Source organism: Streptomyces huiliensis (genome assembly GCF_020037025.1).
GTDB classification, from domain to species: domain Bacteria; phylum Actinomycetota; class Actinomycetes; order Streptomycetales; family Streptomycetaceae; genus Streptomyces; species Streptomyces huiliensis.
The window spans coordinates 38,956-52,070 of the sequence record NZ_JAIQLH010000037.1 but is presented as its reverse complement, the minus strand read 5'-3'; the positions used below and the strand labels follow the sequence as shown (position 1 = coordinate 52,070).

Sequence of the window (13,115 nt, the reverse complement as noted above, 5' to 3'; positions counted from 1 at the left end):
ACCGCTCCTAGCGGTGGTTGATGGTGCCGTTGGCGCGGCCGAAAAGGCCGGTGGCGGTGATGTTCTGGGTGATCTGCGTCGGCTGCTCCTGGGCGGCCCGGCTGCGCGCGGTGCCGAGGAGGGCGGCCGCGGCGAGGGGGGCGGCGATGACGAGGGCGACGACGGCCCACAGGGCGTCACTCATGGCGATCAGTCCCGGTGCGGCGAGGGAGAGCCCGTAGCCGGCCGCGGCCACGCCGCCGCCGACCGTCGGGGCGAGCAGGGCGGTGGTCTTCGCCCAGCCCGGAACCTGCTGAGCGGCGGGGGCGGGCGGCGCGACGGGGGTCGTGGGGGTGGGGTGCTGGGGGTAGGCCAGGACCCGGTTGCCGCCGGGCAGCGTGACGATCTCCACGCCCGGCGGGATGTCGTAGGCGGGCTGCGACGGGCGCCTCGTCCCCGTGGCAGCCGCGTCCTCCGGCGCCGTGAGCCTGGTTAACGTGAACGCCGGTTCTCCATGTGCAGGGCGGGTGTTCATGCGGTGGCCTTGCGGACGTCGGCGAGCAGCTCGGGGAAGCCGCCGCCGAGGACGGCCGCGCGCTCCTCGATCACGCGCCAGGAGTCGGTGTCGATGCTCATCAGAGCGGCGATGACGGCGGGGATGTCGCCACGGCGGTGTGCGGTGAGGGCGTCGCGGAGGGCGCCGACGGCCATGAGGGTGGGGGCCTGCTGGGGCATGACGGTCCTCTCGGTCAGGTGATGTTGGTCAGGGCGTGTGCGACGGCGGTGCACAGGTTGCGGATGGGGCGGTCGGCGCCGGTTCCGGCGGCGAAGAAGCCGAGGAGGAAGAACAAGGTGGCCGCGCCGGCGCCGACGCGGCGGCTGCGCAGGGCGACGACGGCGGCGATCAGGAGCAGGACGACGGCGGAGACGGTGACGGTCACGGGCGGGCCTCCGGGCGGGTTGGGACGAAGGCGTGCGGGACACGTTCGAGGGCCCGCCGGGGCGGTCCCGGCGGGCTGGTGTCGATTACGAGGCGTGACCGTAGTGGTCACTGGCTAGTGGCTACCGGCAAGCAAAGAACGCCTGTTGAGAGGTTCTGCTGGGCGGCAGCGGGGTGTTCTACCGGCTAGTGGCAACTTTCCGGTAGCCAGTAGCCGGTAGCCCTGTGCGAGCGCTCAGGCGTGGTCGGGGTGGACGTAGACCGAGTGCGGACCGTTGTCCCGGTAGGTCAACTCATCCCGCTCGGCGGCGGCTTTGAGGGCGTCGCGGACGGCCTGCCGGCTGCGGCCGACGCGGTCGGCGACGGCGGAGGGTTTCATGCCCGCCGCTCCGGCCGCCTTGATCGCCGCGATGGCGTCCGGCAGCCAGTCCGGCCCGCCGCCGGCCGCGGGCGGCTGCGGCGTGGTCGGGGCGGGCGGGTCGTCGCGCAGGGCGCGCAGGTTCAACCCCGGGTGTCGGGGGCGCTCTTCGGGCGGGGAGGCGTCCGGCTCGGTGGTGGTGCCGAAGCGGGCGTCGATCTCGCGCATGAACTCGCGGGCGAGCCGGTCGGCGTCGCCGCCCTGCGGTTCGGCGGGGTCGCGAAGGGCGCGGAGGTTCAGCCCCGACTGCGTCCCCGGGCCCGCTTCGGCGTCCGGAGCCGGGGTGGTACCGGGATTGGCGAGGACGCCGTCGCGCATCCACCCGGTGCGGGCGGCGTTCCAGCGATCGGCGTAGTCGGGCCCGGCCGCCTCCCGCGAGACGTCGTCCAGAGGGGGGTGCAGGGCGGTGGTGGCGTGGACGATCTCGGTGATCTGGTTGGGCAGGATCCGCCAGGCCTTGAACAGACCCGGGGGCGATTCGGGGGTGCCGAGGAAGCCGGCGCCCTTGTACGGGGCCTGGTCGGTGCGCAGGCCGCGGGTGCCGGGGAACATTTTGCTCAGGTCCATGCCTTCGGTCTCGCCGCCGGTGAGGGCGGCGCGGGTCTTGGCTTCCCGGCGGATCATCAGGTTGCCCAGGACGGACCCGGTGGCTCCGAGGGCGGTGAGCACGGTGCGGATGCCCATGGAGCGCAGCAGCCGGATCACCTCCAGGATGAGGGCTGCCAGGACACGCATCTCCTTGTCGGTGCTGACCAGGATCTCGGCGCCCTCGTCGACCACGATCATGATCTGGGGGATCCTGGGACTGACGGGGAGCAGGTCGGTGTTGGCGTCGGCCATGAGCTGCTGGTAGGCCACCTTGCGGCGTTTGCCGATGGTCACGGCGGTCTCCAGCAGCAGCTTGGCCTCCTCGAAGGAAGAGGCCAGCCAGTCGATCCCGGGGCTGACCTTGTCGCTGAGCTGTCCGTCCGGGCCGAGGGCGGGGCGGACCCAGGGCAGGCCGGCCGAGCCGGCGTTGAGGTCGATGACCCAGGTCAGGACGTCGGTGGCACGGGCGAAGCCGGCCAGGATGGTGTGGAGCATGTTGGTCTTGCCCGAGCCGGTCGGGCCGACCAGCAGCGCGCACTGCTCCCGCAGGAACACCGGCACCTCGCGTCCGTCCGTCCGCAGCCCCCAGGGGATGCCGGTGAGCAGGGACAGCGGCGTGTAATCGGCGGGGTAGGGCTTCTCCTCGGCCAGGACGTTGGTGGTGGTGACGTCGACCAGGACGCGGCCCTGGTCGATGCCGGGCGAAGCGGCGACGGTGCAGCCGTGGGGCAGGCGGGCGTCGGCGGCCAGGCGCGGGCCCTCCTTGGCGATCCGGTCGTAGGTGACGCCTCCGCCGGGGAGTTCGGCGTCGAGGGTGAAGCCGGTGCCGGTGTCCCACTTCTCGACGGCGACGACGCGGGTCAGGCGGACGCCGCAGACCCGCTCGATCCGCTCGGCCCACTCGGCGGCGATGGCGCGGCGGTCGGCGGAAAGCTCCCGGGCGAGTTCCCGGGCGGCCGCGGCGAGGGTTTCCTCTTCGACGGCCTCTTCGTAGAGGGCGGTGGCGCGGGCGGCGGTGCCGTGGGCGATGCCGAGGGTGGCCAGGGAGCCGAGCGCGGTCCAGGACAGGGGGCCGTTGGCGATGGCCCAGGTGGTCCATCCGGCCCCCAGCAGCCAGGAGGCGGCGCGGGTGGCGATGGTGCGGCCCAGGGCGCGAGCCTTGAGTCCGGCGGCGGTGTGGCCGATGGCTCCGGCGGCGCCGGCGGCCAGGGCCCAGGCGGGCGGCATGCCGGTGGCCGCGCCGGTGGTGGCGACGGCGAGGGCGCCGGTGGTGGCGGACAGGGCGCCGGTCACGGGTCCGTGACCGGCCGCCCAGTCCCACGCCGGCCCCCGCTCCGCGGTCTTCTTCGCGGTAGGAGTGCTGGTCATCTCAGACGTTCCAGCCCTTCTCGGCCTCGGGGCCGTTGCGGGGCTCCTCGTGGCGGGCGATGTCGTGCTCGTGCACCTTGCGGAAGACCGGGCTGAGTTCCTCCGCGGCGGCCACGGCCAGGAGCACGGCCTCGTAGACCTGCTGGAAGCCGTCGGCGACCTCCTTCTCCAGCGGGAACTCGCCGTCGGAGCGCTCGGCGAGGATGCACATCACGTTGGCGATGGACTGCAAGGCGTCCGGCAGGGACTCGATCATCGCAAGGATCTCCATGCAGCCGTCGGGGTCGTAGGAGGCGGCGGCCTGTTCCATCTCGGCCGCGTGCTCGTCGAACTGGAACCCGGACACGGTCTCTCCCTCGGTGAAAGCGGGTGGAGGGGCGGGGGTGAGGTGCTGAGGGCGCGCGGCGGTGTCATCGATCTGCTCGGTGCCGTCTGCGTCCCGGTCGATGGCGGCTTCTTCTTCGGCCAGGGCGGCGCGGATGGCCGCGTCCCGCTTTGCGCGGGCGGCCGCGGCTCCTTCGACGATCCGCCGGTACAGCCGGCGGCCCGGATACATCAGCCAGGGCCAGTTCAGCTTGCGGCCCAGCGGAGTGAGCAGCAGACCGAGCAGCCCGACGGGCAGGGACAGCAGGGCGGCCAGGAGGCGGCGGCCGTGGAACCGGGCGGCGGAGCGCCGGAGCTGCCGGCGAGCGCGGCGGCGGGCGGGGGCCTTGCGCACCGTCATCCGCCGCGCCGCGACCGCCGCGTCCGTACGCCGGTCGCGGGTCTTGCGTAGACGACCTGCCATCGGGTCCCGCAGTCGGCCCAGCGCCCGGACGGCGCGGGCGGCCGCGCGCCGGGCCGGGCCCTTGTTGCTGGTGGCCGCGCTCAGGCGGCGGGCGGCACCGGCTCGCCGGGCGTCGGTTACCGCCCGCCGGGCCGCCGTCGTCTGCTGGCGTGCCTGGCGACGGGTAGGCGCCGCTGTCCGGGCCGCAGCTCGCAACGCCCGCACCTGCCCCAACCGGCCACCCGTACCGCCGCCGAGCCGACCGCCACCACCGAGCATGCTGCTTCCCGTTCGGCGGCCGCTCGACGCGCCCCCGGCGCGAGCGCTGCTGCCCCCCGCGTGGCGACCGCGCCCCGACGCCTTCCCCGGCGCCCCGGCCCGCGCCACTCCCCTGGTGGGGCCCGCAGACGGCTTGAGCAGCGACACCCCGCGCCCGCCACGTACCAGGCCAGGTGCTTTGCCTCCCCGGCTGTTTGCCCGGGACGGCGTGCTGCCCGACGCGCCGCCTGTGGAGGGGCCGTTCAGACGGTGGGCGGAGGCGCGGTGACGGGTCGCGGCCCGCACCCCCTTGCCGCTCTGAGTCAGGGAGCCGATGGCCGAGCGCAGCCGCCCGGCGTGACTCCGCCCGGCGCGGCCGCCGGACGACGCCACGCCCCGACCGCCAGTGCCGCCCGTCTTGCCCGACCGGCGCTGAGAGGGGATGCCCCCTGTGCCCCGGCCGGCCGGCATCCTGGCACCGGCGGTGCTGCGGCCGGTGGAGGCGGGCGCCTTGCCGCCGGACGAACGGCGCTCGACCGCACGTGAGCGGGTGGCGCGGGCCGCGGCTGCCGCTCCGGCGGCTGCGGCACCGGCGGCGGTGACAACGGCGGCTACCGGGCCGCCCGTCAGGGCGGCCGTGGACAAGAGGGTGACGGTGGCGTTGGCGCCGGTCAGGGCGAGCGGCACCGCCGGCAGCCCGCCGGGCATGTGCCGCACCTGCCGCTCCGGTTCCGGCACAGCCGCGGGCGACACGGGCGGGGGTCCGGTCGTGGCCTGTGGTAGGGCTACCGGCTCGGTCACGGTTTCCGTCATGCTGAGCTCACCTTCCTTTCTGGGGAGAGGCGCCCCGGCCGGGCCCTAGGAAAGCGGGCCGGGGCGTCGTGCTGGACAGGCGGTTCCTGGTCACGGGCGGACGAGCCGGTGGGTGGGGTGGGCGGCGGCCGTCTCCTGCCAGCGCCGGTTCTCCGCCGCGTTGACCCCCGTCACCCGCACCCGGAACGCGCATCCGGGCTCGGTGCAGCGGTAGGTGGTCCCGGACAAGAGGCAGGCCAGGTGCTCGGCGCCCAGGTGAACACAGGCGAAGACGGCGAACGCCGAGCTGACCGTCAGCGCCAGCGGCACGTCGTAGGAAGCGAGCTGCCAGCCGTTCGACGTACCCGCCGCCGCCCCGAGGGCGAGCGTCACGACGTGGCTGATCTTGTGTTTCACGTGCGGTTCCCCCAGGTCAGAGACGGTCGGCGAGCGGTTCGAGGGCATACGCCTCAACCTCGTCACGGTCGACGGCACGGTCGGCGGCGCGGCGCGCGGCACGGGACATGGGGACCAGGCCGTATTCGGCGCGGAGCTGGGCGATGCGCTTGGTGCGAGCTCCGGGTCGCGAGAGCTGGACAGCGTGGACGAACTCGTGCACCAGCGTTGTTGTCACCGCGGCCAGGTCGCCGTGGTGGGGGCGGGCGTTGATCAGGACGAGCAGGCCTCCGGGGGCAATGGCGGTGCGGCCGTAGAGTGGGCCGACCGGGCGGCGGGCGTGTGTGGTCAGCCGCCGCCACAGGGTGGGCACTACGTGCGCGGCCTCGCGCTCGGCCCGGGTGCCCATCCTCACGATGCCGAATGTGTCGGTGACGACCACGGACAGGACGCCCTTGATGCGGTGGTTCAGGGCGTCCTCGACCACCGCCAGCGCGTCCGGGGCGATGCGCGCGATGTGCTCGACGGCGGGCTGGTCGGAGATCGGACGGGTGCGGTAGGTGGTGACCTCCGTCAAGGAGTCGGCTCCTTCCAGGAGAAGATCCGGCCGCTTCGCGGGCGGCCGGGTCGTGGGCTGGATGGTGAGGCGCGTCAGCCGGTGGCCGGGGACTGGTGGCCGGCGACGGACCGGGCGGCGGCCTCGACAACGCGCTCGACGGCGGCAAGTGCGTCCTGGCGGCGGGCATCGAGGGTCGGTGCGTCGGGAGCACCTCGAAGAGCAAACGCGGCCTGTGCCGCTTCGCGGGCCGGAACCGCCAGCGCAGGGGCAAGGACGGACAGCCGGACGAGCGGGGCGGTGATCGCGGACCGCGTGGCATGCGATTCGGCTCGGGTCGTAGCGATCTCCTCGGCGGCAGCGCCGCGAAGACGGGCGTCTTCCCGGACCCACATGGCCCTGCGGTGGGCTGCCAAGGCGGTGGCCACGTCCGCGACGGCGTCTACGACGGCCTGATGGCGGGCCTCGGCGCGGTCTTCGGCGCGGGCGGCGGCGGTGACACGGTGTTGCATGACGCCCGTGACCAGACACCCGAGGAGGGTCCCAGCTACGGCAATGATGCTGGTCAACACAGCGAAGTTCCCCTTCCCTGGGTTACTTGCCGGTGGGCTGCTGGAACGCGCGCACGGCCTCAACCGCGGCCTCTTGGGGCACGTTGTGGTCCCACATCAGGGCCTTGACCGGGTCCACGCCGCGCGCGAGGGCCTTGTCGTAGGTGGCGCGGAAGCCCGGGACGCGCTTCTCCAGCGACTTGGTGACCAGCTCCGTGGCCCACTCCTCGCCGCGGACGAAAGACTCCTCGACGGTGCGCTCGTACTCCCTCTGGGCCTCGGCCTCGGGCATCGAGGCAGCGGTGACGAGGAAGATTTCCACGGCGCGGCGGGCGGTGCCTTCGCTGACGCCGTACTCCTTCGTGAAGTCCTTGACGATGTCGGCGAACGCGTCGGTCGACATGGGGCGTCTCCTTGGTTCGGATCGGTCGGGCTGTCCGGCCGCCGTGGCCCCGCACCGGACAGTGGCCGGTGCGGGGCACGGTGAGCGGGCAGAACCGACGAAGAGCGGAGCGGGGTGCGGTTCGATCACCCGGCGGCGGGGTGGCCATCGACGGCCCGCAGGTGCGGGCGGTGCGGTTCTTCCGTGCGGTCGCGGACGGCCAGGATCTGCTTGCGCCCCCAGGACTCGCTCATGCCGTACGCCTCGCCGAGCGCACGTGCGCTTAGCGTGCGGCCGGCCTGCGCGGATTCGAGGTAGGTCCGGCGTGCGTCCTGGCGCAGCCGCTCCCGCCGGGCTTCCTCGAACTGGTCCTCCCATGCCGCCTTCTCCGGCGCGACACGGGGGGCTGTGCGGGCAGTGTGCGGGTCCGTCTTGCGCACGCCGTCCGCACAGGGGGTGGCCTGCGCGGACGGCTTCTCAGCCGCCTCTTGTTCCAGGTGATCGACGGGCGTCCGTGCGGGCGGGAGTGCGGGCCGTGCGGAGCTGTGCGGGCCGAGTGCAGGCGGCGTGCCGTCAGGTTGGCCCGTCTGGCGTTCGTCAGTGACGGTGAACATGGCGAGCAGGGCGCCGTCCGCCCCGTCCATGAGACGTTCCCGCTGGACGTCCAGCAGCCGCGCGCCCAAGGACGCGTCGCCCGTCCCGATCTTCCGAGCCAGCTTCCAGGAGGTGAGTTCCGACTCCTTGCGGACCTTCTCGTCGGGGTGGTTGGCCGCGCGGGCCCGGTGATAGGCCAGCGCTTGGACCACGGCCGCCGCTCGGGCTTCGGCCTCCGCGTCACGGCCGTCGGTATGGACGACGATGCGGCGGGCCAGGAAGGCCATGCCCTCGGCCGCCACGCACATGCCCATCGGCGTCACCGCGTAGATCACGGTCCGGCCCGGGTCTTCTGCGGCCATGGCCGCCATGACCGACGCCGCGGCGGGTAGCAGCCACAGCCCGGCCCGGACCACCAGCGGGGAGGACTGGCCCAGCATGGTCAGGCCCAGGAGCACCAGCGCCAGCACGGCGGTCGCGCCTTCGCCGGCCGCCACCGCGCCGAGCGCGGTGCCGGTGCCGTAGGTCCCGCTGATGTTGCTGAAGGTCCCCAGGCCACCGGCCACGCCGATGGCCAGCATCGGTACGAAGGCCGACGTCAGGACGGTGCGCTGGGTGGAGGTGAGCGGTCGACCGCTAACCTTTGGCAGGCCGGAGGTCACGTCGCCTCCTCCGTGCTCGTCAGAGCGGCCGGGCGGGTGTAGTCGTCGCGAACCAGGTCCGGGTCGAGGTCGAGGAACTGGTGGCGCTGCTCCGCGAGTTCCGGGCCCGGCTGGCAGGCGCGCAGCTCGTCCAGGATCCCGTCCAGGGCCGGTCCGCCGGACGGTCGGGCGGCCATCAACCGTCGCCGCATCACGCCACCCCCTGCCTGGCCACGCCAACCTGGTCGTACACGGCATACACGTGGAACCACAGGCCGTAGGCCGCCGCCCGGAACTCCAACGAGGGCCGGTCCCCGAGGCGCCGCATGACGACCTCCTCGACGGGGACGTCAAGAGCTTCGCGCCACGCCTCCACCGCGACGGGGCCGTCGAGCTGGACGCTCAGCTCCCTGGGGCAGTGCCGGCTGATGCAGAAGTAGGCGCCGGGCAGGCTCGGGTAGCTCACGGCGAGTTCGGCCAGGCGTGCCAGCACGGGGGCCTGCATGGCCAGGGCCTGTCCCTGCTGCGATCCGCTGTCGGTCTGGAACATCACGCCGCCTCCTCCAACTGGCGGGCCAGCGACTTCGCCTTCGCGGCAGCGCGCAGGCGTCGCCGGTACATCCCGTAGCGCTCGGCCGGGGTGGCCCCGCCACGGATGCCGTAGCGGTCGGGGGTCTGGGCGCTGCCCTCCTGGGCCAGCGCCGTCACCAGGCACACCGTCTTCGCCGGACACCAGCCGCAGAAGTCCTTGGCCAAGGCCACCGCCTCGGCCAGGGCGCCCTCCTCGATGGCCTCGGGGTCCGGGAAGAAGACCTCCGGGTCGACGGCCCGGCACAGGGCACGGTGCATGCCCGGCGCCGGCGCCGGCTCGAAGCCCAGCTCGTCGCGGACCTGCGGCGGTACGTTCCGATAGGCCCGGCCGGACGGCGGCAGGGGAACGACTGTCGGCGGACGGCGGCCGCCGGTAACGTCGGGGAACACGGGAACCTCACTCTCTCGTGCAGGTCAGATGCATGCAGAGGGGGTGGAACTCGAAGGCCCCGCCGCCGGTCTCGTACACCGGCGCGGGGCCGTCTCGCGCAGACGGTCAGGCCGCCCGGCGGACGCGGCGGGACTCGGCCTTCGTCGGACGGGTCAGCTCCCGGACACCGAGCAGGTGCGGGGCGTAGGACTCGATCGCCTCCGCCGCGACCGCCGTGACGCGGTCGACCATCTGCGGGTCCTCGGCGAGGATGTCGCGCGCCGCGGCCAGCCGCGCGGCCTGGTCTTCCTCGCTCTCGCCATCCACGCCCAGCCAGAGCTCGGCCGGCGTGCCCAGGGCCAGTTCGAGGACGTCGGCCGCGGTGACGGCCCGACGGCTTCCGATGTACGTACGCACGTGCACTCTCCCGTCGTCAGGGGCGGCCGTCGGGCCGCGCACGAACCAGGAGCCTGATCTCCGGCTCCCCGCGCCCCACCCGTACGCCCTCGCAGCGCAAGGACGGACGGGCGGGAGAGGCAACCGACCGCGGCGTCACCGCCGCGGGGTCAGGAGGGGACCGAGTGGTGCGCTGGCGCTGCCGGCCGGTCCATCACGGCAGCGCCCAACTGCGTCGTCGGTTCACACCGACCTTCCGCAGATCGCAGGGACACGGCTTCGCCGGTACACCGTTGCCACGGCGCACCGGCCCCGAGCCAGGGACGTCGGGTGCGTCATCCTCACTGCTCTGACGCCAGCAGGACGGCGGCGAGCCAGGTGGCAGTCCGGGGTTGACCTCCAGCAATGAAGGGGTGATCCCCAGCACTGTTCTCCAGAGCTGACACGCGGGGCAGGACAGGTTCGCCTGCCGCGAAGGGGCCGTCGCGGCCATCACCCGGGCCGGTGCGGGGACAGGGACTCTCACCCCGCCGATTCGCGCTCTGTTGAGTTCTCAAGGAGCTCTCGCTTCCTTCGAGCCGCACAGGCCCTCCGGGCGCCGTCCGCTTGCATGTGGACGTCTACAGACAGATTACCGGCGACGGACTGCCCGTCAAGCGGTCCGCTGCTTTTTGCGGCGACTTCCTCTCGGCCGCAACACGAGGGTGCGCCTCAACCAGCAGGCGGCGGCAGAGGACTTGAGCGGACACAGGCGGACTGTCCGCCCGGTCTTGACGCACTGACGACAATGAGCAGAAGCGAGTTGGGGGTGCTGGTGTGACCGTGCTTGCCGATCTGAGAGCCGTCCAAGGTTGGAAGAAGATCCGCTTGATCAATGAGCTCAAGCGGGCGGCCCTGGAACGGGGCACAGCCATTGCAACGGACGCGAGCCTGGACCGGATGATCCGCGAATGGGAGACCGGCCGGCGGCCGCTGGTGGGTGACTATCTGACGCTCTTCTGCGATGTTTACGACTGCACACCGGCAGAGTTGGGGGTACTGCCCGAGGACGAGCAGCCCGATCCAGAAGAAGACGAAGCCGCAGCCCTGGCGCGGGAACTCCTGGTCGCGAGCGCCGCCGACGCCGGACTACTCGAACTACTGAAAGGACAAACGGAATACATCCGGCAGATGGACCGCAGGCTCGGTGCCGAAGCCTTACTTCCCCAGAGCAAGGCGCATATCGCACAGATGGAAACCCTGCTTCGACACGGCCTGTCCCCTGGGAGTCGGGAACCCGTCGCTCGCGTCCTGGCCGACGCCGCGGCGCTCGCAGGATGGCAGGCGCTCGATCTGGGGCACTATCGCGAGGCTTGGGCCCTTCACGAGACCGCCAAGGCAGCAGCACGCGAGGCAGACGACGCTGCACTGCTCGCCCATGCGACTGCTCAACAGGCGTACGCCCTCATAGACATCGGACAGCCGGACCAGGCGGTGAGACTGGTTCAGCACGCTCACGAGTCACCGGCCGACCAACTCCCCGCCCTGATGCGTACCTGGCTCTTCGCCGCGGAAGCTGAGGCACACGCGGCGGCAGGTGACGGAGACGCCTGCCGTGCAGCCCTGGATCGCGCCGACAGCCGGCTGCCTGCCGACGCGACGGATCCTGAGCTGCCTTTCCTCTTTCTGGCCGGAGCCCACCTTGCACGCTGGCGGGGGAACTGCCTCGCGCGACTCGGCGCCGAGGAGGCGGTGCTCGACCTCCGTGCCGCCCTGGCCTCTATGGAGAGCGGATTCAACCGCGCGGAGGCAGGTCTGCTCTGCGACCTCGCCCTGGCACTGACCGTGCGCGGAGAACACGAAGAGGCCCAGCAGCACGCCCGTCGAGCCCAGCAGCTGGCGGCGCTCACGAAGTCCCTCCGTCAGCGCCGCCGCATCGATCAACTGCTCCGCTCAGCCTGACTTCTCCGACCTGGTGGAGAGCAGGTAGAGAACCGCTACCAAGGTCCCGGAGTTTGCGATCTTGCCGCTCGCGATCAACTTGGGGATGATCTCCAAAGGGACCCAGGCCGTCCGCTGCGACTCGTTCTTCTCAGTCGGCTCGGTGACGTACTCGACCCCCCGGGCGACGAAGACGTGGTGGGGCGACCTGACGGTACCGATCATCGGCTCGAAGCTTGCGACGTGCTCCAACGCGCCCTTCGGCCGGTACCCGGTCTCCTCCAGGATTTCCCTGGCTGCCGTCTCGGCCGGGGCCTCGCCATCGTCCACGACTCCACCCGGCAGCTCCCAGTTCCAGGTGTCCGACACGAAACGGTGTCGCCACATCATGAACACCCGATCCTGATCGTCCACCATCGCCGTCATCGCAGCCGGCGGCAAGTAGACCTTGTGGTGCTCGAACCGCTCGCCATCGGGCGTCTGGATGTCTGCCAGTGTCACGGTGGCCCAGTAGTTCTCGTAGACACTCCGCTCTCCGAAGACCTTCCACGCCGTGGACCGGTTACCGTCGTCGTCAAAATCAGGCGGCACGGTGACGACCCGTCCACTGCCCTTCTCGGCTCGCGCCAGCCCCGCCCGCTCCAGCTCGGCAAAGGCCTGCCGCGCCGTCGACCGGGACACGTCGAACTCGGCGCACAGCTCCGACTCCGAGGGAAGCGAATCACCGGGCCTCAGCTTCCCGTCAGCGAGGCGCTGACGGAGGATGTCCGCCACACGCTTGTGCTTCGCGATGGCCGGCACCCCCTCGCCCGCGATGAACCGACCCCGACCTCGGACCGTCGTGACAAGGCCGTCCTTCTCCAAGGCCTCAACTGCCCGTCGTGCGGTACCGCGCGCCACGGAGAACTCCTCGGCAAGCGCCGATTCAGACGGAAGCACAGAACCGGGCCCAAAGGCCCCACTACGAATCCGAGATCTCAGCTCGTCCGCGATCTGGTGGTACCCGAAGTGACCGTTGTCCGTGTCGCGCACATGTCTCCTCCCACTGAGGCGGGCCCCGCAGCGGCCCCACCCTCACGTGCGCGGAAACCACAGATGCCCGCGGCAGAACGGCAGGTCCGGCCGGGACCACCCCCGCACGCGCGGGGACGACCCGCTCTCCAGCATGCCCAGCGTGAGCGGCTCGGGGCCACCCCCGCAGGCGCGGGGATGACAATCATCTACCTGGGGTCGGACCTTGCTCCGCAGATCCCCCCCGCGTGCGCGGGGACATGGTTGATCGTATCTGGCGTGCCCTTGTACGAATACGGACCACCCCCGCGTCCGCGGGACCACCGCGCGCAGGGCCCGCACCGGGCACGTGGCCGGGAGGCCACCCCCGCCTGCGCGGGGACCACCACCCCATCGGCATCCGGTTCGGCTGGCGCTGGGGACCACCCCCGCGTGCGCGGGGACCACCTTCCACTTCACGTACCACCGTGTCGCTGATGGGGACCACCCCCGCGTGCGCGGGGACCACTTCACTGCGTTGAGGCCCGCGCCGTACAGGGCGGGACCACCCCCGCGTTCGCGGGGACGACCAGTGGCTGGAGGGGGCCGGAGACGGCAC

16 protein-coding genes are annotated in these 13,115 nt (G+C 72.3%); 1 reads left to right on the top strand and 15 read right to left on the bottom strand.

The features are described 5' to 3' along the window. Positions 1 to 7: 7 nt before the first annotated feature. From JNW98_RS08565 to JNW98_RS08500, 14 genes are all read right to left on the bottom strand, one after another. Positions 8 to 391, bottom strand: coding sequence for a hypothetical protein (locus JNW98_RS08565; protein ID WP_372459188.1), 384 nt, complete (start codon positions 389 to 391; stop codon positions 8 to 10). A gap of 119 nt (positions 392 to 510) precedes the next feature. Further along, positions 511 to 714 (bottom strand): hypothetical protein, encoded by a 204-nt coding sequence (locus tag JNW98_RS08560; protein WP_223767499.1) that lies wholly within the window; start codon positions 712 to 714, stop codon positions 511 to 513. A gap of 14 nt (positions 715 to 728) precedes the next feature. Then, complete coding sequence (locus JNW98_RS08555) at positions 729 to 920, bottom strand: hypothetical protein (protein WP_223767498.1); 192 nt, start codon at positions 918 to 920, stop codon at positions 729 to 731. A gap of 234 nt (positions 921 to 1,154) precedes the next feature. Continuing rightward, positions 1,155 to 3,293, bottom strand: a complete 2,139-nt coding sequence (locus JNW98_RS08550; protein ID WP_223767497.1) for a hypothetical protein — start codon at positions 3,291 to 3,293, stop codon at positions 1,155 to 1,157. Position 3,294: 1 nt separating this feature from the next. Next, on the bottom strand, positions 3,295 to 4,338 hold the full coding sequence (locus JNW98_RS08545) for a hypothetical protein (protein ID WP_223767496.1): 1,044 nt from the start codon (positions 4,336 to 4,338) through the stop codon (positions 3,295 to 3,297). An 882-nt stretch (positions 4,339 to 5,220) separates the two neighbouring features. Then, entirely contained in the window at positions 5,221 to 5,526 is a 306-nt protein-coding gene (locus JNW98_RS08540) for a hypothetical protein (RefSeq protein WP_223767495.1), read from the bottom strand. A gap of 16 nt (positions 5,527 to 5,542) precedes the next feature. Then, complete coding sequence (locus JNW98_RS08535; protein ID WP_223767494.1) at positions 5,543 to 6,082, bottom strand: hypothetical protein; 540 nt, start codon at positions 6,080 to 6,082, stop codon at positions 5,543 to 5,545. A 74-nt stretch (positions 6,083 to 6,156) separates the two neighbouring features. After that, positions 6,157 to 6,633 carry a plasmid transfer protein KilB gene (kilB, locus tag JNW98_RS08530; RefSeq protein WP_223767493.1) on the bottom strand — a complete coding sequence of 159 codons (477 nt, stop codon included), beginning with the start codon at positions 6,631 to 6,633 and terminating at the stop codon, positions 6,157 to 6,159. Positions 6,634 to 6,655: 22 nt separating this feature from the next. After that, the gene (locus JNW98_RS08525; protein ID WP_223767492.1) at positions 6,656 to 7,015 is read right to left on the bottom strand and encodes a hypothetical protein; all 360 of its coding nucleotides are present in this window, start codon (positions 7,013 to 7,015) and stop codon (positions 6,656 to 6,658) included. 125 nt (positions 7,016 to 7,140) lie between these two features. After that, a complete protein-coding gene (locus JNW98_RS08520) occupies positions 7,141 to 8,169 on the bottom strand; it encodes a conjugal transfer protein (RefSeq protein WP_223767538.1) in 1,029 nt (342 codons plus the stop codon). A gap of 77 nt (positions 8,170 to 8,246) precedes the next feature. Further along, positions 8,247 to 8,441, bottom strand: coding sequence for a hypothetical protein (locus tag JNW98_RS08515; RefSeq protein ID WP_223767491.1), 195 nt, complete (start codon positions 8,439 to 8,441; stop codon positions 8,247 to 8,249). Further along, positions 8,441 to 8,779, bottom strand: a complete 339-nt coding sequence (locus tag JNW98_RS08510) for a hypothetical protein (protein WP_223767490.1) — start codon at positions 8,777 to 8,779, stop codon at positions 8,441 to 8,443. Before JNW98_RS08510 ends, JNW98_RS08515 begins: the two co-directional genes overlap by 1 nt. Next, the gene (locus tag JNW98_RS08505) at positions 8,779 to 9,210 is read right to left on the bottom strand and encodes a WhiB family transcriptional regulator (protein WP_223767489.1); all 432 of its coding nucleotides are present in this window, start codon (positions 9,208 to 9,210) and stop codon (positions 8,779 to 8,781) included. Before JNW98_RS08505 ends, JNW98_RS08510 begins: the two co-directional genes overlap by 1 nt. A 106-nt stretch (positions 9,211 to 9,316) precedes the next feature. Further along, entirely contained in the window at positions 9,317 to 9,607 is a 291-nt protein-coding gene (locus tag JNW98_RS08500) for a hypothetical protein (protein ID WP_223767488.1), read from the bottom strand. 795 nt (positions 9,608 to 10,402) lie between these two features. On the opposite strand from JNW98_RS08500, the gene JNW98_RS08495 reads away from it, so the two are divergent. After that, complete coding sequence (locus JNW98_RS08495) at positions 10,403 to 11,527, top strand: NsdA family TPR-like regulatory protein (protein ID WP_223767487.1); 1,125 nt, start codon at positions 10,403 to 10,405, stop codon at positions 11,525 to 11,527. On the opposite strand, the gene JNW98_RS36540 is transcribed toward JNW98_RS08495, so the two are convergent. Continuing rightward, positions 11,519 to 12,538, bottom strand: a complete 1,020-nt coding sequence (locus JNW98_RS36540) for a GntR family transcriptional regulator (RefSeq protein WP_223767486.1) — start codon at positions 12,536 to 12,538, stop codon at positions 11,519 to 11,521. The genes JNW98_RS08495 and JNW98_RS36540 overlap by 9 nt on opposite strands. Between the last annotated feature and the right edge of the window lie 577 nt (positions 12,539 to 13,115).

Bases quoted from the DNA above. Each gene is read 5' to 3' on its own strand.
- JNW98_RS08510 (WP_223767490.1), bottom strand. From the start codon at position 8,779: ATGTTCCAGACCGACAGCGGATCGCAGCAGGGACAGGCCCTGGCCATG.
- JNW98_RS08525 (WP_223767492.1), bottom strand. From the start codon at position 7,015: ATGTCGACCGACGCGTTCGCCGACATCGTCAAGGACTTCACGAAGGAG.
- JNW98_RS08550 (WP_223767497.1), bottom strand. From the start codon at position 3,293: ATGACCAGCACTCCTACCGCGAAGAAGACCGCGGAGCGGGGGCCGGCG.
- JNW98_RS08545 (WP_223767496.1), bottom strand. From the start codon at position 4,338: ATGCTCGGTGGTGGCGGTCGGCTCGGCGGCGGTACGGGTGGCCGGTTG.
- JNW98_RS08520 (WP_223767538.1), bottom strand. From the start codon at position 8,169: ATGCTGGCCATCGGCGTGGCCGGTGGCCTGGGGACCTTCAGCAACATC.
- JNW98_RS08515 (WP_223767491.1), bottom strand. From the start codon at position 8,441: ATGCGGCGACGGTTGATGGCCGCCCGACCGTCCGGCGGACCGGCCCTG.
- JNW98_RS08560 (WP_223767499.1), bottom strand. From the start codon at position 714: ATGCCCCAGCAGGCCCCCACCCTCATGGCCGTCGGCGCCCTCCGCGAC.